Origin of the sequence: Actinomadura macra NBRC 14102 (genome assembly GCF_001552215.1) — a bacterium.
GTDB lineage: Bacteria > Actinomycetota > Actinomycetes > Streptosporangiales > Streptosporangiaceae > Spirillospora > Spirillospora macra.
Map to the genome: position 1 here is coordinate 172,000 of NZ_BCQT01000005.1, position 20,762 is coordinate 192,761.

Consider the following 20,762-nt stretch of genomic DNA (forward strand, 5'->3'; position numbering starts at 1 on the left):
GGCCAGGCGGGGCTCAGACGGGGCGGACGCCGGGGGTCGCGGTCGCGTGCAAAGCGGTCACGGCGGCGCGGATGCTGGCGGCGAGGGTCGCGAACTCGTCCGAGCGCGGCGACGTCGAGCGGTAGCCGAGACCGATGCGGCGGAACGGCGCGGGAGACTTGAAGCGGTGCAGGGCCAGGTTGGGCGCCCGCCGCGTCTCGACAGGCAAAGCCGTCTCCGGGACGAGGGTCACCCCGAGTCCCCCTGAAACAAGTTGCACCAGGGTCGCAAGGCTTGTGGCATAGGTGGCGGCCGCTGCGCGCGCCCCCACCTCCCGGCAAACGTCCAGGGCCTGGTCGCGAAGGCAGTGCCCCTCATTGAGCAGGATCACGTCCAGGTTGCTGAGCGCCTCGCGTGGGACCCCCTCCGCCGGCCCCACGAGATCGGACGAGGCGGGCGCGACCAGCACGAAGTCCTCGTCGTAAAGGGCGACCTCGGTCACCCCCTGGACGGGCGTGGGCAAGGCGAGCAGCACCACGTCGAGCCGTCCGGCAAGGAGCTCGGCGACGATGTGGTCGGTCTGCTCCTCGTGCACGGACAGTTCCAGTTCGGGGAACTCCTGCGAGAGGCGCGGCAGCACCACCGGAAGCAGGTAGGGCGCGACGGTCGGGATGACGCCTACCCGGAGCGGCCCCACGAGCGGTCCCCGGACGGCCCTGACCTCTTCGACGAGCCGGTCGAGTTCCGCTAGGACGAGTTCCGCTCGCCGCGCGACCCGCTCTCCGGCAGGGGTCAGCAGGACCTTACGAGTCGTCCGTTCGACGAGGCGTGTATCGAGGCTCTCCTCAAGGGCCGCCACGGACCCCGACAACGCGGGCTGGCTCATCCGCAGCGCGGCGGCGGCATCCCGGAAGTGCAGGTGTTCCGCCAGCGCCAGGAAGGCCCGCAACTGAGCCACCGTCGGTCTGCTGATCGCCATCTCGCCCGGAACACTACCCAACCGTGAGTGCGGATGAGACGCTCCGGACAGGGCCGGATGTGGCTTCACGATCGCGTGTGTTTGACCACAACGGGGCGCTGGAACCGATGCGCACCCCTCGTCCGGAAGCGGAGTCACCTCCGCACGCCAACTACACAGAGTAAGGAATGAACAGGGCATTCTGGTGTGATTTACATCAACCAGGCACACATCGGACGCCACGGCAGGAGTACATATTAGCTGCTCACAGCCTTGCAACGGCTTCTGATAGGCAGCCCCTATTGATCCCTTGCGATAGATCGATTTCTCTTTTCACCGAGCGTGCGGCACGCTGAGTGACATCAGCCGCTGAGCCCAACGGCGCTTCGGCGGCCTCCCACCACTCGTCTGCCTCTCCCGTCAGAGGCGGCTGTTTCCGTAGACGAAGGAGCCTGCGTGCTTACTGTCGGTGACCAGTTCCCCGAGTACGAACTGACCGCCTGCGTCTCGCTGGACCCGGACAACGCGTTCGAGACGATCAACCACAAGACCTACGAGGGCCAGTGGCGCGTGGTGTTCTTCTGGCCGAAGGACTTCACCTTCATCTGCCCGACCGAGATCGCCGAGTTCGGCCGGCTGAACGAGGACTTCGCCGACCGCGACGCCCAGGTGCTCGGCGCGTCCGTGGACAACGAGTTCGTCCACTTCGCGTGGCGCAAGGACCACCCTGACCTGCGGGACCTGCCGTACCCGATGCTGTCGGACCTCAACCGGGAGCTCGCCGCGGCGCTCGGCATCCTCACCAACGACGGCGTGGCGCAGCGCGCGACGTTCATCGTCGACCCGAACAACGAGATCCAGTTCTCCATGGTGACCGCCGGCTCCGTGGGCCGGAACGTCACCGAGGTGCTGCGCGTCCTCGACGCCCTGCAGAGCGACGAGCTGTGCCCCTGCAACTGGAGCAAGGGCGAGGACACCCTCGACGCCACCAAGCTGCTGGCCGGGGTCTGACCTTCACCACCGGCTTGCTGGCCCCTGCTGGACGGCCCCTGCTGGACGGCACGGCCGGTCGCGCGTCGTCGCGGCCGGCCGTTCGCACGGAAAGGACGCATGATCATGAGCGTTGACGCGCTGAAGGGCGCCCTCCCCGGGTACGCCAAGGACACCAAGCTCAACCTGGGCTCGCTGACCTCCACCTCACAGCTCACCGACCAGCAGTTGTGGGGAACGGTGCTGGCGTGCGCGCTCACCACGCGCAGCACGACCGTCATCCGCGAACTGGCCGAGGAGGCCGCCGACAACCTGTCGGCGGAGGCGTTCGAGGCGGCCAAGGGCGCCGCGTCGATCATGGCGATGAACAACGTGTACTACCGCGCCACCCACCTGATCGGGGACGAGACGTACGCGACGCTGCCCGCCAGGCTGCGGATGTCCATCATCGGCAAGCCGGGTGTGGACAAGCTCGACTTCGAGCTGTGGTGCCTGGCCGTGTCGGCGATCAACGGCTGCGGCCGGTGCCTGGACTCGCATGAGAAGGTGCTGCGCGACGGCGGGATGTCGCGCGAGCTGATCCAGGAGGCACTGCGCCTCGCCGCGGTCGTCAGCGCGACCGCCGCGACCCTGGACGCGGAGGCGGCCCTGGCCCCCGCCACCGTCTGACACGCGGTACGCCGAAGGCCCGGACGTGATCGTCCGGGCCTTGCGGGCCTTCGCGTGGCAGGTCGGCGCGTCTCGGCTTGACGCGTCTCGGCTCGGCGCGTGTCAGGTCACTCCCACTCGATGGTGCCCGGGGGCTTGGACGTGATGTCCACGGTGACCCGGTTGATCTCACGGACCTCGTTGGTGATGCGGGTGGAGATCCGCTGGAGGACGTCGTATGGAAGCCGCGCCCAGTCGGCGGTCATGGCGTCCTCGCTGGTCACGGGGCGCAGGACGATCGGGTGGCCGTAGGTGCGGCCGTCTCCCTGGACTCCGACCGAGCGGACGTCGGCCAGCAGCACGACCGGGAACTGCCAGATCTCGCGGTCGAGCCCCGCGCGGGTCAGTTCCTCGCGGGCGATGGCGTCGGCTTCGCGGAGGACGTCGAGGCGCTCGCGGGTGACGGCGCCGATGATGCGGATGCCGAGGCCGGGCCCCGGGAACGGCTGCCGCCAGACGATCTCGGACGGCAGGCCGAGCTGCTCGCCGAGCGCGCGCACCTCGTCCTTGAACAGGGTGCGGAGCGGCTCGATCAGCTTGAACTGCAGGTCGTCGGGGAGCCCGCCGACATTGTGGTGCGACTTGATGTTGGCCGCGCCGGTACCACCGCCCGATTCGACCACATCCGGGTAGAGCGTGCCCTGGACGAGGAACTCGACGGGCTCGGACGCGCCGTCCTCGGAACCGCCCTCGACGATCTCCCGGGCGGCCTCCTCGAAGACCCGGATGAACTCGCGCCCGATGATCTTGCGCTTGTCCTCCGGGTCGGTGACGCCGTCGAGGGCGGCGAGGAAGCGGTCCTGTGCGTCCACGACGTGCAGGTTCACGCCGGTCACGGCGACGAAGTCCTTCTCGACCTGCTCGGCCTCGCCCTTGCGCAGCAGGCCGTGATCGACGAAGACGCAGGTGAGCTGGTCACCGACCGCCTGCTGGACGAGCGCGGCGGCGACGGCGGAGTCCACGCCGCCCGACAGCGCGCAGATGGCGCGCCGGCCGCCGACCTGCTCCCGTACGGCCTCGATGGACTCGTCGGCGATGTTCACCATCGTCCAGTTCGGACGGCAGCCGGCGCCCTCGTACAGGAATCGCCGCAGGATCTCCATACCGTGCTCGGTGTGCAGCACCTCCGGGTGGAACTGCACGCCGAAGAAACCGCGTGCGCGGTCCTCCATGCCGGCGACGGGAGTCACGTCCGTGCTGGCGGTGACGGTGAAGCCGGCCGGGGCGCCGCTGACGAAGTCGCGGTGCGACATCCACACGGCCTGCTCGTGTGGCAGCCCCGCGAAGAGCATGCCCGGCGAGGTGACGACGATGTTCGCGCCGCCGAATTCGGCGACGTCGGAGTTCTCGACCTTTCCGCCGAGCGCCTGCGCCATGACCTGGTGGCCGTAGCAGATCCCGAACGTCGGGACGCCGAGGTCGAAGAGCCCCTCCGGCGCTGCCGGGGCGTTCTCCTCATACACCGAGGCGGGACCGCCCGACAGGATGATCGCCTTCGGTCGCTTTGCGAGCATCTCCGCGGCGGGCATGGTGGACGGCACGATCTCGCTGAACACATGGCACTCGCGGACGCGCCGCGCGATGAGCTGCGCGTACTGCGCGCCGAAGTCGACGACGAGCACGGTGTCAAAGGACTGGTCTGCGGCCACCAACAACGCCTTTCGCACGGCCGGAAGGGCTTTCAGTCTAAGGGGCACCTGCCTGGAACGATGCCCGCACCCCTGACCGGCCCATCACTTAGTGAAACTGGCCGATAACGGTCAGCTACCGTTTACCTTGATCACACACTCAGCAGGACTTCGTTCTGATACCTCTTGATAACGCTCTGTGTTCCTTTGGTTTCCATCCGCGTTCGTACGCCCTCCCTAGGAGTGTCGTGAAGCTGCTCGCCGCCGCCCTGATCGCCGCCCTCGTCCCCGCCGTCCCGACCGGCCCGGCGGGCATGGGGACAGCAGCCGGACGCCAGTACCCCGCCGGGCACCCGCACGCCGGGCATCCGCACGCCGCCGGGCACCGGCACGCCGATGACTGCGCGTCCCCCGAGGCCCGGCTCCGGCCCGGCGCCCACGTCCGCGAACGCAACGACCTGACGCCAGAGCAAGCCGCCGCGACCGATCTCGGCCTCGACCGGATCCTCTCTCGTCAGGGCCTCGCCGGCCCCGGCACCGCCCACTCCCCCATGGCGGCCAGGCGTCTGGCCGCGCCGATCGGAGTGCCCGTCTACTTCCACGTCCTGCACGACGGCGCCAGTGGGAATGTCTCCGACGCGGAGGTCCGGCGGCAGATCGACGTGCTGAACGCCTCCTACGGCGGACGCAACGGCGGAGCCAATACCAGCGTCACCTTCAGGCTCCAGCAGATCAGCCGCACCAACAACGCCAACTGGCACCGCGATCCGGAACGGTACGAGGGGACGTACAAGCCGAGGCTCCACAAGGGCGGCAAGAACGCCCTCAACCTTTACAGCGCCTATATCGGCGGCGACCTGCTCGGCTGGTCGACCTTCCCCTGGAAGTACAAGGCCGAGCCCAAGATGGACGGCGTGACGATCCACTACGGCAGCATGCCGGGCGGGCCGATCGAGAACTTCAACAAAGGGTTCAGCGCGACCCACGAAGTCGGGCACTGGCTCGGGCTGTACCACACCTTCCAGGACGGCTGCGGCGGCAAGGGCGACCGGGTGGCCGACACGCCCCCTGAGCGGGAACCGACCAACGGCTGCCCGTCCGGCAAGGACACCTGTCCCTCCCCGGGCGTCGACCCCGTGCACAACTACATGGACTACAGCTACGACACCTGTATGAACTCCTTCACCGCCGGTCAGGGCGCCCGAATCCACAAGGCCTGGGCCGCCTACCGCGCGTGACACGACCCGTCCGGACGCGCCTCAGGCAGCCGGCCGTTCCTTCCTGCCAGGCAATACTTCACGCTTCACCAAGCCGTCGCATTCGCGCCTGGGCCGCCGCACCCGGCGGCGGTCAGCGGGACCGGTAGGCACTCATCAGGCGTGCCTTGTCGTTGTCGGGCAGATGTCGGACGGCTTCGCGGATCGTCACACCGGACACGGCGTCCGTGCGGGCGTCGACCCAGGCGGTCACCCACGCCGGGTCTTTCCTGGACAGTTCACGCAGGACCCAGCCCAGAGCCTTGCGTATGAAGAACTCCTTCTCGCCGATCAGCGCGTCGCCGAAGCGGGAGAGCCGGTCCAGGTCCGGGGTGCCGGAGCGCACGCCCGGGAGCAACGCCAGCATGGCCGTGCGCCGCACCCACATATAAGGGTCGGTGACCCATACGTCCAGTGCGGCGCCTAGGGACGGGTAGCGGATGACCAGGGCACCGGCCACCTTCTCGGCCAGGTGATCGACGTACACCCAGCTGACCGAGTCCCGGACGAGCCGCTCCGCGACACCCAGGTCTCCGGGTTCCAGCAGGGCCGCCCGCTTGGCGAGGATCTCCACCGCCGCCACGCGGGTCTCGTGCACCGGACGACCGTCGTCGGTGACCGTCCACAGGCTGTGGACAAGCGCGAGCAACTCGTCGCGCGTGGGCGCCTTTCGCACCGTCGACAAGGCCACCTTGCGCACAGCCGGGACGGAGACGCCCACGTGCGCGAAATCACTCTTGAGGTAGCGCTTCTCGTTCTCGGCGCGCGCCGGATCCCCCTGCACGCGTAGTTCCGCCAGAACCCGCGCCGCCTCCGCCTCGACGTCCATGCCGCCACGCTACGCCCCGCCTCCGACGTTCGGTGGACCGCGCTAGGGCGCCGAATTCAGCATTATCTGTACGGATTCGTCCAGGATTGCCAAAGACGCGGCAATTATGGGCTACCAGGCTTGTTCCAGCGATGACTCCGCTCCCACGCGCGTCCCCACCGCGCCGGCCCCCAAGGAGTTCTATGAAACGCGCTGGAATCGCCACCGCCGTCGGCATGCTCGCCGCGTTCTCCGCGTACGTGCCCGCGAACGCCCCTGCCATCGTGTCCGCCCAGGCCGCCGAGTGCGCCCCGGAGAGCGGGCACCTCGCGCAGGCCCGTGTTCGCGCCGGCTCGCACGTCACCGAACGCAACCAGCCCAACGCCGCCAAGGTCACCGAAATGGAGAAGGACTTCCGCGACCGGCTCGGACGGCTCGCCGTGGCCGGCAAGAAACCGGCCGCCGCGATCACCGTTCGGGTGCACTTCCAGGTCGTGTACGGCAGTGCCGGCAACGTCCCGGACGCGACGCTCGCCAAGCAACTCGACGTGCTCAACAAGGCGTACGCCTCAAGCGGCGTATCGTTCACGCTCGCCGAGACCAAGCGGACGAACAACGCGACGTGGTTCTCCGACCCCCAGGCCAACGAGTCCAAGATGAAGAACGCCCTGCGCGCCGGCGGTGCGCAGGATCTCAACTTCTACACCGGCAACCTCGCCGGTGGGCTGCTCGGATGGGCCACGTTCCCGAGCAGCTACCGCTCACAGCCCAAGTTGGACGGTGTGGTCGTCCACTACCAGAGCCTGCCGGGCGGCACCCTCACCAACTACAACGAGGGCGACACCGGAACCCACGAGGTCGGGCACTGGCTGGGCCTGTACCACACGTTCCAGGATGGGTGCAGTGGCCAGGGCGACGCCGTGGCCGACACTCCGGCCGAGCAGAGCCCCGCCTCGGGCTGCCCGACCGGTCGCGACACCTGCACCGCACCCGGCGTTGACCCGATCCACAATTTCATGGACTACAGCTACGACGCGTGCATGACCGAATTCACCACCGGACAGAACACGCGCATGAGCGAACAATGGGCCGCCTACCGCAACTGAACGACCTGAAGCGCATGACCGGCGCCTGTCCCTGATGACCGGCACGTTCGGCGCTCGGCGCGAACAGAGCAAGCAGAGCAAACAGAGCGAACAGGGCAAGCGACAAGCGCACAGCAGACAGAGCGCGGAGGACGCGCAGCTAGCGTCCGGCGTTGGAGCAATGGCTCACCCGCATGCCCCAGGCACGCATGAGCCGCTCCGGCGCCGGACGCGCGCACGGGTCGTACGCGCCGTCCACCATGGTCACCGCCCAGCGGCCCTTGGGACCGGGCTTGGAGAACCCGGTTCCGGCGTCGGTGTTCCTGGTCGGGCTGTCGCGGTACCAGAGGGACAGGACGGCGTAGTACCGATCACCGATCCGTCCGTAGTGGGCGCCCCGCTTCTCCACGACGAGATCCCGGAACCGCCCGGGGTTGTTCGCGCGCTTGTAGAGCTGGGCAAGGTCGTCCCGTAGTTTCGCGCTCATCGGCAGGACCTGCGGGGACGGTTCACTCGCCCGTGCGGGACCGGCTGGGGCGGCGATCGCGAAGGCCAGGGGGAGGCCCAGCGCGGCAATGAGGGGCAACGACGTGCGCATGCACGAAGAGTAAAACCGCCTGGCCATCGGCGCACGGTTACGGAGTGTCACGACTTTCGACGCTTTTCGCCCTGATAGCCCGCACGAAGCCCGTATCAGGCTCCCTACCGGGCTCGGGAGAGTCAGGTGCCGTCCACGATGGGCAGGCGCAGCGCTGCCGGGGCATCGGACGGAACGACCGGGTTCTTCGGCGCGACGGGCGAGACGCGCCGGTACCCGCCGCCCAGATCGGGACGCGGATCCCGCTCGCCGCGGTTGGGCCAGAAGGACATCGCCCGCTCGGCCTGCGCGGTGATCGTCAGCGACGGGTTGACGCCGAGGTTGGCCGAGACCGCCGAGCCGTCCACGACGTGCAGTCCCGGGTGGCCGTAGACCCGGTGGTAGGCGTCGATGACGCCGGTCTCGGCGGAGTCGCCGATCGCACAGCCGCCGAGGAAGTGCGCGGTCATCGGGATGTCGAACAGATCGCCCCAGGCGCCCCCGGCGATGCCGCCGATCTCCTCGCCGATCAGCCGGGTCGCCTCGTGCCCCTCGGGGAGCCAGGTGGGATTCGGCTCGCCGTGCCCGGCGGTCGCGTGGACGTCCCACCCGAACGGGCCCTTCCTCGGCCGGAGGGTGATCGAGTTGTCGCGGGTCTGCATGACGAGGGCGATGACCGTCCGCTCCGACCAGTGCCCGACGTCGAACAGTTGGAGCAGGTCGCGGGGCCGCCGCACCGCCTCACGGGCGAACTTCACGAGGCGCGGGGTGTGCCGCTCGCCTGGACGGTCACCGTCCACCAGCAGGGTCTGGAGGCCGGCCAGCAGGTTCGAGCCGCGCCCATACCGGACGGGTTCGATGTGCGTGTCGGGAGTGGGGTGGAACGACGACGTGATGGCGACGCCCTCGGAGAAGTCCGGTCCCGGCCTACCGCGCCGGCGCCCCGCGCCGAGGATCGCCTCGGAGTTCGTGCGGGTCAGCGCGCCGAGCCGGTCGGACAGGCGCGGGAGGGCGCCGGTCGACTTGAGCTTGTGCAGGAGCTTCTGCGTCCCGTAGGTCCCGGCGGCGAGGACGACCTGCCGCGCGGTCAGCGTCTTGCGGTTGCGTCCGAACGATCCCGTCCGGACGATCTCGACCTCGTACCCGCCGCCGGTGAGGGGCGCGACGCGGGTGACGCGGCTCAGCGGCATCACCCGGGCACCCGCCTTCTCGGCCAGGTAGAGATAGTTCTCGGTCAGCATGTTCTTGGCGCCGTGGCGGCAGCCGACCATGCACTCGCCGCATTCCAGGCAGCCGCGGCGACGCGGGCCCGTCCCGCCGAAGTACGGGTCGGCGCTCTCGACCCCGGGGCCGCGCCCGAAGTAGACGCCGACCGGGGTCCGGACGAACGTGCCGCCCGCGCCCATCCGGTCGGCGACCTTCTTCATGACCTTGTCGGCCTCGGTGGTCGAGGGGTTCCGGACGACGCCGAGCATCCGTTTCGCCTGCCCGTAGTAGGGGGCGAGCTCGTCCTGCCAGTCGGTGATGTGCGCCCACTGCCGGTCCCGGAAGAAGGGCTCGGGAGGCACGTACAGGGTGTTGGCGTAGTTGAGCGACCCCCCGCCGACACCCGCGCCCGCCAGCACCAGGACGCGGCTGGACCTGGCGCCACGGATCAGGTGCATCCGCTGCATGCCGGTCAGGCCGAGCGCGGGCGCCCACAGATAGCGCGCGACACGCCAGTTCGTCTTGGGCAGCGCCGGATAGCGGGAGCCCGGCGCCCCGGACGGATTCGTGTCGAAACGCCGTCCCGCCTCGATCACACCGACCTTGTAGCCCTTCTCGGTCAGCCGCAACGCCGAGACGCTGCCGCCGAACCCCGACCCGACGACGAGGACGTCGAAGTCATGCTTCACGGGTGATCCCTACTTGATCCGCAGCTTCTTCATGAGCTTGACGCTGGTGGCCATCAGATCGGCGAACCTCTCGTAGCCGATGGCACCGGGCGGTTCGAGGTCCATGAGGTGCTGGCTCGCGACCGTCTGGGACTCGGTGAACCTCAGCAGGCCCTCGGCGCCGTGGCGGCGCCCCACGCCCGACTGCTTCATGCCGCCCATGGGCGAGTCGTAGGAGGCGTACGCGGCGCCGTACCCGTCGTTGATATTGACGGTGCCCGCCTGGATCCTGGCCGCGACGCGCCGCCCGGCGGCGACGTTCCGCGTCCACACCGAGGCGTTGAGGCCGTAGGGGCTGTCGTTGGCGCGGGCGATGACCTCGTCTACGTCCCGGTACTTATAGAGCGCGACGACTGGGCCGAATGTCTCGTTCGCACACAAGTCCATGTCACCGTTCACGCCGGTGAGGATGGTCGGCTCGTAGAAGAGCGGGCCCACGTCCGGTCGTGCCTTACCGCCGGTGAGGACGGTCGCGCCTCCCTTGACGGCCTGGTCGACGTGCCGGGTGACCGCCTCCAGTTGGCGCTGATGGGTCAGCGATCCCATCTCGGCCTCGAAGTCGAGGCCGGCACCGAGCCTCATGCCCTTGACCAGCTCCACCAGGCGCGGGACGAAACGGTCGTAGACGTCCTCATGGACGTACATCCGCTCGATCGAGATGCAGAGCTGCCCGGCGTTGGTGAAGCAGGCGCGGACGGCGCCGCGTGCGGTGCGCTCCACGTCGGCGTCCGCCATCACGATCATCGGATTCTTGCCGCCGAGTTCCAGCGAGTACGCGACCAGCCGCGGCGCGACCTTCTCGGCGATGGCTCTGCCGCCCCGCGTCGAGCCGGTGAACGACACGTAGTCGGCGCCGTCGACCAGCGGATCGCCGATCTCGGACGGATCGCCGACGATGATCTGCCACAGGTCCTTGGGCAGCCCGAGCGCGACCAGCAGGTCCAGCACCCACAGGCTCGACAGGCAGGTCTGGGTGTCGGGCTTGTGGATCACCGCGTTGCCCGCCATCAGCGCGGGCGCGATGTCGCTGGTGCCGAGCGCGAACGGGTAGTTCCACGGCGCGATCAGCGCGACGACGCCCTTCGGGTGCCGCAACTCCTGGACGCGGGTCAGCCCCGGCATCATGCCCTGCCTGCGGCGCGGCTTCAGCAGGCGTTCCGCGCGCCGCGCGTAGTAGAGCGAGCACAGCGCCACGTCCAGGAACTCCTCCATCGCGTGGCGGCGCGCCTTGCCCGTCTCCAGCTGGATGATGTCGAGGATCTCCGAGCGCCGGCCGACCAGCGCGTCCGCCAGCCGCAGGAACGGCTTGACCCGCTCGCGGACGGGCAGCGCCGCCCAGGCGCGCTGCGCTTCGTGGGCCCGCTCGTAGGCCGCACGGACGTCATCGGTGCTGGTGAGCGGGACGGTCGCGAGCGGTTCGCCGGTGAACGGGCTCGGGATCGTCGCCTTGCCGGCGCCGTCCGAGACGATGTGGGACGCCAGCCGGTCGGTGAGCGCCTGCGGGAGCGTGTGCTCTGCCGCACCTGTGGCGGGGACCGTCGGGGATGCCATGTCTGCAGAGTATGACCCCCCGGCCACTTATGGCTACCCGCAAGTAACGCACCAGTTGTACGGAGATGCCCAACCTGCCCCAGTTCGCCCCCGGCGGCACCGAAGCGGACCGTTCCAACCTGGCCGGACTTGTGCAACTCAGGGAATGACCATGTCCAGCCGGTGTATCCCGGAAGCAGGAGGAGAAAACCGGCGTCGCTCCCGGACGTCCGCTGCCGCGCGCCCCGGGGGCGAACGCCCGACCCCCGAAGGGAAGTGCGCATGAACGACACCCACGGACCGCCCGAGGGTGACGCGAGCAGCCGGGATGACACCCCGTCCCGGACGAGCGGCAGCAGACCACGCCCCGCCCTCCCGGCCGCGAGGCGGGACCGGCGCGAGCAGACCCGCACCGCGCTGCTCGGCGCGGCCGAACGGCTCTGGGCCGAGCACGGCATCCACGGCGCCTCACTCGACGACATCGCCGCGGCGGCGGGGCTCACCAAGGGAGCCGTCTACTCCAACTTCGCGGGCAAGACCGACCTGCTGCTCGCCCTGATGGACCGCTTCACCCGCGACCGCGCCGGCATGGGCGTCCTCGACGAGATCCAGGCCGCCGCCGCGGACGAGTTCCTTGAGGCCGGCGGCCCCTCCCGCCGTACCCACCCGTGCCCCGACGCCCAGGAGCACGCACGCCGTGTCGCCCTGCTGCTCGTCGAGTTCTGGCTCTACGGCATGCGCGACTACGCCGCGGGCTGGCGGATCGCCGACTGGTACGCCGAGCGCCGCGCCCAACTGGCCCGCGACCTCACCGAGACCGACGGCGTCCCGGTCGCCGACCGCGCCACCCTGGCCCTGGCCATGGAGATCGGCCTGCCCTTCCAGCAGCTCCTGGACCCCGAGCGGGTCCCCGCGCGCATCTACACCGTGCGCCGGGACCTTCTTTTCGGTCCACCCTGACTTTTCGGTCCACCATGGAGCGAACCAACTACGACCTCCATAAAGCACCCTAACTCCGACACATCTCACTATTCTGAGCCTCCAACGGATCACGCCGTAGGGGGACGATGGCGAGGCGGTTCGGCGGGGGCGCTTTCAGGTTCGGGATCAGGCGACGGGGCCGACGAGATGTGCTGACCACCGCGGTGCTGATCGCGGTGTTCGGAGGGCTTCTCGCGCTCTACCGCCCGCTCAACGACGGCCCGGCGCGCTGGTCGCCGAGGACCCCGCTCGACGAGCACATCCCGCTGGTCGTGGAAATGGTGATCCCCTACATCTCGGTGCTGGCACTGGGACCGTTCACGCTGGTGTTCTTCCTGCTCACCTCGGCGCGGCTGGCGCGATCGGCGCTCGTCGCGGGCATCGTGCTACTGATCGTCGCCTACCCGTTCTACATCTTCGCGCAGACCCATGTAGCCCGACCCGAGGTGACGGGGGAGGACGTGTTCTCCAAGCTCCTGCGCCTGGTGTACGGCGGCGACAACGCCTACAACTGCTTCCCGAGCCTGCACACCGGCTTCTCGGTGATCTTGGCGGTGTACTGGCTCCGGCACCGCAGGCGGGCGGGGAGGTACGTCGCGGCCTGGTGCGTGCTCATCGTGGCGTCCACGCTGTTCGTCCACCAGCACTACATCCCCGATATGGCGGCCGGCCTGGCGGCCGGCTCCGTCGCCTGCTGGGTAGGCCTCCGCTTCATGGGGCGGCCGCCCGCTCAGGTGTCGGAACGGCCCAGCTCGCCCTGAAGGTAGACGTGCTGGAACTGGTACACGGGCCCCACCCGCCGTAGGACGCCCCGCCGGTGAGCCTCGTCGAGGAAGTCCATCAGCTTCCAAGGGGGTGGTGTCTTGCCGCGGGGCCACAGGACGATGGTGAACAGGAACAGGTGCACCGAGGCGACGACCCCCGCCTTTCCCTTCGCCGACCTCAACGCCAGCACCCAGGGCAGCCCGTACAGCAATCCCCCGCACAGCGCGCTACAGACGCCGAAGATGACGCCGAACAGCGGATGGACGAGGAACCAGGCGACACCGCCGCTGGTCAGCCCGTAGGCGAGGCCGAAGAACACCACCACCCGTCTGTCCCGGCGTAACAGGATGCGTGGGCTCCCGATCCGCACGGTGGCATCCGGTTGCGCCCCGCTATAGGCCACCCCGAGGGGTATGCCGACGACCGACCCGACGAGAATCGCGCCCCCCGCTCCGCCCAGGAGAAACCCGCTCGTTCCCCCGGCCAGCGCCGTGAACATGCTCCCCAGGATCATGGTCTGCCACTTGTCCTGCCAGCCGAACTGCAGCTCGGACGGGATGGGCAGGTTGCGCGCCGCCGGCACGGCCATCCCCGCCCCGCCGATGGCCGCGGCCACGACGCCGAGCAGCAGCCCCGTCACCGACCCCCATTTGAGCCAGCCCACCGTCCCGAAGGCGAGCCCGGCAGTGACGGCGGAGATGGACCCGCCCACCAGGCCCGCCAGGACCCGCTGACGACGCCCCGCCAGCTGGGGCAGCGTCCACCAGGCGATGTTGGGCAGCTCCCGCGCGTTCATCCCGGCGGCCAGGAAGCGCAACCAGCGCCCGACGTCCGCGCCATGCCAGCCGTCGCGCCGATCCTGCGCCGGGAGTTCGGGGAACACGGCCGGAACCAGCCGCCGAAGGAGATGACCCCGAATGTCCTCGGCCTCGGGGAAGGAACTCGTGTCCAGTAACTCCGTCGGACGAGTGCGCGGGTCCTTGTAGACCTCCCGGGCCAGCGCCACCATGAGCGGGGTGGAGAGGGCATCGGCGAGCCGCCCGTCCGGTTCGTCGCGCAGCACCTCGAAGACCGGCTCCCAGCGCGCCAGGCCGTCCATAACCCCGGTGAGGTAGTCGACGACCTTCCGGGGATCCAGATCCCGGAGCTCGACCTGCTTCGCGTCGCGGATCGGCGCCCTGTCCCTCGTGGCGTCCTGGAAGTGCCCGGCGCGGCACGTGATGATCAGCCCGGGCAGCCGCACGAGGGCGTGGTTGATCTGTTCGATGGGATTCGTTCGAATTGCTTCACTGTCGGACCGCCCTGCCGCGTCCCAGCTCAGCTCGTCCAATCCGTCCAGGACCGGCAATATCTTCCGCGTGGTCAGGAGCCGCTCGATCGTGTCCGGGGGGTACTTGCCTTTGTTCCGCAGGAAGAGGAACTGCGTGCCCAGTTCCTCCTCCAACCATTTCAGCAGACCCTGCTCGCACGGCATCCAGTTCGCCAAGGACAGCTTGACGGGAACAGGACCGGTTCCGTTCTCCGTGCGGCGTTTCACCAAATCGAGAGTGAGCAGCACCGCGAGCGACGTCTTGCCGGTGCCGGGCGCGCCGGTGATCACCAGCCGTTTGGACGCAGACGCCTCGAAGGCGTCCATCATCGTCGGAATGTCGACGACCGTGCCCTCGTCGAAACCGGTCAGCGACCACCGAAACGGCACCAGGCCCGCGTGCAGGTCAAGGTGCCGGACCGCCGCCTCCTGATGCCAGTCCTCGTTCACGAGTTCGGCGAGCTGCGCGGCCACGGCGTCGAGGTCGTCCACCGTCACCCGATCGGCCCTGGCCTGCAGAATCAGCCAGATCACCGCCACGACACCCAGCAGGATCACGGTCCAGGGCCAGTGCTGCTGCCCCCAGTCCTCGAACGGCTTCGAGGCCAGCCCCGACAGGATTCCCACGATGAGGGACAGAATGAGAGTCAAGATGGCGAGGCGCGCCGAGTCACCACCCCGGCGACTCATCCGAACCCACCCCTGCGAGCCCCGCCGTCCCCCACGACACCGCCCCTCTCGGAGTCCTCCTCCTGCCCGGACGCGGAGCACAGTAGAGGCAGGGACGGGCCATGTCCATAGCATCGGACACAGAGGTCTATTTCGGGCATAAAAGTCGCATTAGGAGGGCTTTCCCCCAAGTTGTTATGCCATGTCAGGCACCCCAACTCTGGCAAAAAGAACCAGACCTCAGCCCTTGGCAAAGCCCGAAACCCACAGCCGAAGCGAAGCGGCTCAGTTGGCCGCAAGCCCGCAGTGACCCCAGCCGGCAACTACCTCAACGTTGCGATCACGTCCGAAGGCAGGTGCGAGCGAAGCGAGAACCCGATCGCGCAGCCAGTCTCTAGGCGAGTCCGAAGCGATGCAGCGATCGCTAATAAACCGGAACGATGTCGGGGGCGCCGCGGCGGTGGGCGTTGGCTTCCTGGTCGTCGTCCTGAGTCTGGGACGCCCGTTCCGCCTCCACGCGCTTGCGGTAGTACTCGATCTCGCGGTCGCGCTGTTTCTTGGACCAGCCGAGGACGGGGGCGAGCAGGTCGGCGGCCTCCTGGGCGACGCCGACGCCCCGGTCCCAGGTCTCGATGGAGATGCGGGTGCGGCGGGCGAGGACGTCGTTGAGGTGCCGGGCACCCTCGTGGGACGCGGCGTAGACGATCTCGGCGCGGAGGTAGTCGTCGGCGCCGGCCAGGGGCTTGGCCAGGTCGGGCTTCTCGGCGATGAGGCTGAGAAGGTCGTCCACGAGCGTGCCGTGGCGGCGCAGGAGGTGCTCGATGCGGGCGACGTGGAGGCCGGAGCGGGCGGCGAGGCGGTGCCGGGCGTTCCACATGGCCTGGAAGCCGTCGCCGCCGACGAGGGGAATGCGGTCGGTGCACGACTCGGCGACCTTGCCGTCCAGGCCGTGGACGACCGCGTCGATGGCGTCCTTGCCCATGACCCGGTAGGTGGTGTACTTCCCGCCCGCGACCAGGACGAGACCAGGGACGGGGTGGGCGACCACGTGCTCGCGGGACAGCTTTGAGGTCTCCTCCGTCTCACCGGTGAGGAGGGGGCGCAGTCCCGCGTACACGCCTTCCACATCGTCATGGGTGAGGGGGGTGTTGAGGACGGCGTTGACGTGGTCGAGGACGTAGTCGATATCGGCCTTGGACGCGGCGGGATGGGCCTTGTCCAGATCCCACTCGGTGTCGGTGGTGCCGATGATCCAGTGCCGTCCCCAAGGGATCACGAACAGGACGGACTTCTCGGTGCGCAGGAGGATTCCCGTCGAGGAGTGGATCCGGTCCTTCGGGACGACCAGGTGAATGCCCTTCGACGCCTTCACGTGGATCTGCCCACGGCCGCCGACGAGTTCCTGGATCTCGTCCGTCCACACGCCGGTGGCGTTCACGACCTGCTTGGCGCGGACCTCTGCCATGGTGTTGGCCTCCAGGTCGCGGACGCGCAGCCCCGTGACGCGCTCTCCTTCGCGGAGGAAGCCCAGGCATTGGGTCCGGGAGGCGATCTGCGCGCCGTACTCCGCGGCCGTGCGCAACACCATCATGACGAAGCGGGCGTCGTCGACCTGCGCGTCCCACAGCTGGATCGCGCCGGTGAAGGCGTCCTTGCGCAGCGACGGCGCCAGCCGGAGCGCTCCCCGTCGGGTGAGATGGCGGTGGTGCGGAACGCCGCGGGTGTTGCCCATCTGGAACGCCAGCACGTCGTACAGCGCCACACCGGCGCCGAGGTAGCCGCGTTCCCACACGTGGTGCGTGGTCGGCAGCAGGAAGGGGACGGGACGGACGAGGTGCGGCGCGATCTGCTGGAGCAGCAGGCTTCGCTCGGTCAGCGCCTCCCGCACGAGGTCGAAGTTGTACTGCTCCAGGTAGCGCAGCCCACCGTGGATCAGCTTCGACGATCGCGAGGACGTCCCGGACGCGAAGTCGCGTGCCTCGACCACCGCCACGGACAGGCCCCGGGTGGCCGCGTCGAGCGCGGCGCCCGCGCCGACGATGCCGCCCCCGACGACCACGACGTCGAACTCCTCGCGGGCCATGCGGTCCAGCGCCGCGGCCCGTTCGGCCGGTCCGAGCCGTGAGCTGCCGAGGCCGGTCACCGGTGATCCCGTCATCGCGATTCCCCCCAGTGCGGTGAAGTTGACAGGCTGTACCTACCCCACGGTAGGGACGGCACCACCCAGGTGGCGCGCGATTATCGGTGAGCCCGCTCTCAGTCGCCGAGGCGGCGCGGCGCGACGACCACCTGCACCCGCTGGAACTCCTTCAGCTCGGTGTAGCCGGACGTCGCCATCGCGCGGCGCAGCGCCCCGATCAGGTTCATCGAGCCGTCCGCGACGTGCGACGGGCCGTGCAGGATCTCCTCCATCGTCCCGATCGTGCCGAGGTCGAGGCGGGTACCGCGCGGGACGTCGCCGTGGTGGGCCTCGCTGCCCCAGTGGTAGCCGCGGCCGGGCGCCTCGGTGGAGCGCGCGAACGGGGAGCCGACCATCACCGCGTCCGACCCGCAGGCGAACGCCTTGGCGATGTCGCCGCTGTTGACCATGCCACCGTCGGCGATCACGTGGACGTAGCGTCCGCCGGACTCGTCCATGTAGTCCCGGCGCGCGGCGGCGACGTCCGCGACCGCGGTCGCCATCGGCACCGCCACGCCCAGCACCGTGCGGGTCGTGTGCCCGGAGCCGCCGCCGAACCCGACGAGCACTCCGGCGGCGCCGGTGCGCATCAGGTGCAGGGCGGCGGTGTAGGTGGAGCAGCCGCCGACGATCACCGGAACGTCCAGGTCGTAGATGAACTGCTTGAGGTTGAGCGGCTCGGCGCGCCCGGAGACGTGCTCGGCCGACACGGTGGTGCCGCGGATCACGAACAGGTCCACGCCGGCGTCGATGACGGTCTTGTGGAACTGCGCGGTGCGCTGCGGCGACAGCCGCGCCGCCACGGTCACGCCCGCCTCCCTGATCTCCTCGATCCGGCGCCCGATCAGCTCCTCCTTGATCGGCTCGGAGTAGATCTCCTGGAGCCGGTGGGTGGCGCGGACGTCGTCCAGCGAGGCGATCTCGGCGAGCAGCGGCTCGGGGCGCTCGTAGCGCGTCCACAACCCTTCGAGGTCGAGGACGGCGAGGCCGCCGAGCCGGCCGACCGCGATGGCGGTGGCCGGGCTGACGACGCTGTCCATCGGCGCGACGACCAGCGGCATCTCGAACCGGTAGGCGTCGATCTGCCAGGCGACGCTGACCTCCTCGGGGTCGCGCGTGCGGCGCGACGGCACGATGCCGATGTCGTCGAAGGCATATGCCCGCCGGCCGCTCTTGCCCCGGCCGATCTCCACCTCAGCTGCCACTGCGCCCTTCCTTCACGTGGTCGGTGCCCCCGCCGGCGGCGGGGGACGAGCCCCGGAAGAGCTTACGCGAGGTCAGCGGCCCTGGTAGTTGGGGGCCTCGACGGTCATCTGGATGTCGTGCGGGTGGCTTTCGCGCAGGCCCGCCGGGCTGATCCGCATGAGCTGGCCGCGCTCCTGGAGCTCGGGGATCGTGCGCGTGCCCGCGTACCACATGGACTGGTGCAGACCGCCGATGAGCTGGTGCGCGACGTTGGCGAGCGGCCCCCGGTAGGGCACCTGGCCCTCGACGCCCTCGGGGATCAGCTTCTCCTCGCTGGTGACGTCCGCCTGCGCGTACCGGTCCTTGGAGAACGATCCGCCACGCTCGCGGTTGCGCATCGCGCCGAGCGAGCCCATCCCCCGGTACGACTTGTACTGCTTGCCGTGGACGAAGATCAGCTCGCCGGGGGACTCCTCGATCCCGGCCAGCAGGCTGCCGAGCATCACCGTGTCGGCGCCGGCGACGAGGGCCTTGGCGATGTCCCCGGAGTACTGGAGGCCACCGTCCCCGATCACCGGGACCCCGGCCTCCCGGGCGGCGCGGGCGGCCTCGGAGATCGCGGTGATCTGCGGCACGCCCACCCCGGCGACCACGCGGGTCGTGCAGATCGAGCCGGGGCCGACGCCCACCTTGACCGCGTCGGCGCCCGCCTCCACCAGGACCTTCGCCCCGGCGTACGTCGCGATGTTCCCGCCGACGACCTGCACCCGCGAGTTCGCCTTGATCGCGGCGATCGTGTCGGCGACGCCCTTGGAGTGGCCGTGCGCGGTGTCGACGATCACGACGTCCGCGCCCGCCTCGATCAAGGCCCTGGCCCGGCGGAGCGCGTCCTCGCCGACCCCCACCGCCGCCGCGACGAGCAGCCGCCCGTCGGCGTCCTTGGTGGAGTCGGGATACTGCTCGCTCTTGGTGAAGTCCTTGGTGGTGATCAGCCCCCGGAGCCGGCCCTCGTCGTCCACCAGCGGGAGCTTCTCCACCTTGTTGCCCGCCAGCAGCCGGAACGCCTCGTCCTTGGCCACGTCCACCGGCGCGGTGATCAGCGGCATCGGGGTCATGACCTCGCGGACCGGACGGGACGGTTCCGTCTCGAAGCGCATGTCCCGGTTCGTCACGATGCCGACCAGCACGCCCCGCACGTCCGTGACCGGCACGCCCGAGATCCGGTACCGCGCGCAGAGCGCCTCGACGTCGGCGAGCGTCGCGTCCGGCAGGCACGTCACCGGCTTGGTGATCATCCCGGCCTCGGACCGCTTGACCCGGTCGGCCTCCTGCGCCTGCTCCTCGATCGCCATGTTGCGGTGCAGCACGCCGATGCCGCCCTGCCTGGCCATCGCGACCGCCGTGCGCGCCTCGGTCACCGTGTCCATCGCCGCCGACACCAGCGGGATCCGCAGCGAGATGTCCCGGGTCAGCCGCGTCGTCGTGTCGGCCTCCCCCGGCTGAAGGTCGGAGTACCCCGGCAGCAACAGCACATCGTCGAAGGTCAGGCCCTGAGGAAGGAAGTTGGCGGGCTCGGCTGCGGGGTTCATGAGGACCTTCCCTTGGAGGCGGCGGTATCCGGCCAGGTCACGGCGACCCTGTCCCCATGGTAGGGCGTGGGCCCACGACGGGACGGGTCGTTGGGGCGAGCGCGGCAGTGGGCTTGATGACACCATTCAACAAGCACGGAGCGTTCCCACATTCCCTCAGATGTGCACGCTGGGTGATTGTTCGCGTACAGAGACGGCCGGGGGTGCACCTGGCGGGGCGTGGCGCAGTAGCGTGGGTACGTGCACGACGATGCTCCGCTCGACCCGTTCGCCGGAGATCCGGAGGATCCGGCGGCGTCGCTCGGCGACCCCGGCGAGGAGGCCGCTCCGCTCAGCGTGGCGGAGCGCGAGGACGTGCTGGCCGATCTCGCCGACCTGGAGGTCTTCCGGGCGCTGCTGGAGCCCCTCGGCGTGCGCGGGCTCACGGTCGACTGCGGCGACTGCGGCAAGCTCCACTACATCGACTGGGACCTGCTGCACGGCAACCTGCGGCATCTGCTCGACCAGGGGCTGCCGCGCGTCCACGAGCCCGCCATGTCCCCCGACCCCGTCGACTACGTCAGCTGGGAGTACGCCCGCGGCTATGTCGACGGCGTCATCGACAGCGAAGAGGGCCGCGAGGACTAGCGGAC

General features: G+C 69.5%; 17 protein-coding genes. 7 read left to right on the forward strand and 10 right to left on the reverse strand.

Features of this window, described 5'->3' with window-relative positions:
- Positions 1-13: 13 nt before the first annotated feature.
- Positions 14-958: a LysR substrate-binding domain-containing protein gene (locus AMA02S_RS08720; RefSeq protein WP_067454467.1), complete on the reverse strand. Its 945-nt coding sequence runs from the start codon at positions 956-958 to the stop codon at positions 14-16.
- 435 nt (positions 959-1,393) lie between these two features.
- On the opposite strand from AMA02S_RS08720, the gene AMA02S_RS08725 reads away from it, so the two are divergent.
- Together AMA02S_RS08725 and ahpD are read left to right on the forward strand one after the other, a co-directional pair.
- On the forward strand, positions 1,394-1,948 hold the full coding sequence (locus AMA02S_RS08725) for a peroxiredoxin (RefSeq protein ID WP_067454470.1): 555 nt from the start codon (positions 1,394-1,396) through the stop codon (positions 1,946-1,948).
- A gap of 105 nt (positions 1,949-2,053) precedes the next feature.
- On the forward strand, positions 2,054-2,596 hold the full coding sequence (gene ahpD / locus AMA02S_RS08730; RefSeq protein ID WP_067454786.1) for an alkylhydroperoxidase, AhpD family: 543 nt from the start codon (positions 2,054-2,056) through the stop codon (positions 2,594-2,596).
- A 107-nt stretch (positions 2,597-2,703) separates the two neighbouring features.
- Here ahpD and guaA read toward each other — a convergent pair whose 3' ends face one another.
- On the reverse strand, positions 2,704-4,290 hold the full coding sequence (gene guaA / locus AMA02S_RS08735) for a glutamine-hydrolyzing GMP synthase (RefSeq protein ID WP_067454789.1): 1,587 nt from the start codon (positions 4,288-4,290) through the stop codon (positions 2,704-2,706).
- Positions 4,291-4,511: 221 nt separating this feature from the next.
- On the opposite strand from guaA, the gene AMA02S_RS08740 reads away from it, so the two are divergent.
- Complete coding sequence (locus tag AMA02S_RS08740; RefSeq protein WP_245667416.1) at positions 4,512-5,501, forward strand: zinc metalloprotease; 990 nt, start codon at positions 4,512-4,514, stop codon at positions 5,499-5,501.
- A 112-nt stretch (positions 5,502-5,613) separates the two neighbouring features.
- On the opposite strand, the gene AMA02S_RS08745 is transcribed toward AMA02S_RS08740, so the two are convergent.
- The gene (locus AMA02S_RS08745) at positions 5,614-6,348 is read right to left on the reverse strand and encodes a DNA alkylation repair protein (protein WP_067454483.1); all 735 of its coding nucleotides are present in this window, start codon (positions 6,346-6,348) and stop codon (positions 5,614-5,616) included.
- Positions 6,349-6,530: 182 nt separating this feature from the next.
- Between AMA02S_RS08745 and AMA02S_RS08750 the strand changes: the two genes are divergently transcribed.
- Positions 6,531-7,433 carry a zinc metalloprotease gene (locus tag AMA02S_RS08750; RefSeq protein WP_084264898.1) on the forward strand — a complete coding sequence of 301 codons (903 nt, stop codon included), beginning with the start codon at positions 6,531-6,533 and terminating at the stop codon, positions 7,431-7,433.
- A 139-nt stretch (positions 7,434-7,572) separates the two neighbouring features.
- On the opposite strand, the gene AMA02S_RS08755 is transcribed toward AMA02S_RS08750, so the two are convergent.
- From AMA02S_RS08755 to AMA02S_RS41525, 3 genes are all read right to left on the reverse strand, one after another.
- The gene (locus tag AMA02S_RS08755; RefSeq protein ID WP_067454489.1) at positions 7,573-8,010 is read right to left on the reverse strand and encodes a hypothetical protein; all 438 of its coding nucleotides are present in this window, start codon (positions 8,008-8,010) and stop codon (positions 7,573-7,575) included.
- A 122-nt stretch (positions 8,011-8,132) separates the two neighbouring features.
- Positions 8,133-9,884 carry a GMC oxidoreductase gene (locus tag AMA02S_RS41520; protein WP_067454492.1) on the reverse strand — a complete coding sequence of 584 codons (1,752 nt, stop codon included), beginning with the start codon at positions 9,882-9,884 and terminating at the stop codon, positions 8,133-8,135.
- A gap of 9 nt (positions 9,885-9,893) precedes the next feature.
- Positions 9,894-11,474 (reverse strand): succinic semialdehyde dehydrogenase, encoded by a 1,581-nt coding sequence (locus AMA02S_RS41525; protein WP_067454495.1) that lies wholly within the window; start codon positions 11,472-11,474, stop codon positions 9,894-9,896.
- A 261-nt stretch (positions 11,475-11,735) separates the two neighbouring features.
- Between AMA02S_RS41525 and AMA02S_RS08770 the strand changes: the two genes are divergently transcribed.
- Both AMA02S_RS08770 and AMA02S_RS08775 read left to right on the forward strand, forming a co-directional pair.
- Positions 11,736-12,413, forward strand: coding sequence for a TetR/AcrR family transcriptional regulator (locus tag AMA02S_RS08770; RefSeq protein ID WP_084264900.1), 678 nt, complete (start codon positions 11,736-11,738; stop codon positions 12,411-12,413).
- A gap of 170 nt (positions 12,414-12,583) precedes the next feature.
- Positions 12,584-13,195, forward strand: coding sequence for a phosphatase PAP2 family protein (locus AMA02S_RS08775; protein WP_067454498.1), 612 nt, complete (start codon positions 12,584-12,586; stop codon positions 13,193-13,195).
- Here AMA02S_RS08775 and AMA02S_RS08780 read toward each other — a convergent pair.
- From AMA02S_RS08780 to guaB, 4 genes are all read right to left on the reverse strand, one after another.
- Positions 13,165-15,159, reverse strand: a complete 1,995-nt coding sequence (locus tag AMA02S_RS08780; RefSeq protein ID WP_067454501.1) for an NACHT domain-containing protein — start codon at positions 15,157-15,159, stop codon at positions 13,165-13,167. The genes AMA02S_RS08775 and AMA02S_RS08780 overlap by 31 nt on opposite strands.
- Before the next feature lie 442 nt (positions 15,160-15,601).
- Entirely contained in the window at positions 15,602-17,335 is a 1,734-nt protein-coding gene (locus tag AMA02S_RS08785) for a glycerol-3-phosphate dehydrogenase/oxidase (protein ID WP_067454503.1), read from the reverse strand.
- 98 nt (positions 17,336-17,433) lie between these two features.
- Positions 17,434-18,549, reverse strand: coding sequence for a GuaB3 family IMP dehydrogenase-related protein (locus AMA02S_RS08790; protein ID WP_067454506.1), 1,116 nt, complete (start codon positions 18,547-18,549; stop codon positions 17,434-17,436).
- Positions 18,550-18,633: 84 nt separating this feature from the next.
- Complete coding sequence (gene guaB, locus AMA02S_RS08795) at positions 18,634-20,130, reverse strand: IMP dehydrogenase (protein ID WP_067454509.1); 1,497 nt, start codon at positions 20,128-20,130, stop codon at positions 18,634-18,636.
- 240 nt (positions 20,131-20,370) lie between these two features.
- Between guaB and AMA02S_RS08800 the strand changes: the two genes are divergently transcribed.
- Positions 20,371-20,757 (forward strand): DUF5319 domain-containing protein, encoded by a 387-nt coding sequence (locus tag AMA02S_RS08800; RefSeq protein ID WP_067454512.1) that lies wholly within the window; start codon positions 20,371-20,373, stop codon positions 20,755-20,757.
- Positions 20,758-20,762 lie beyond the last annotated feature (5 nt).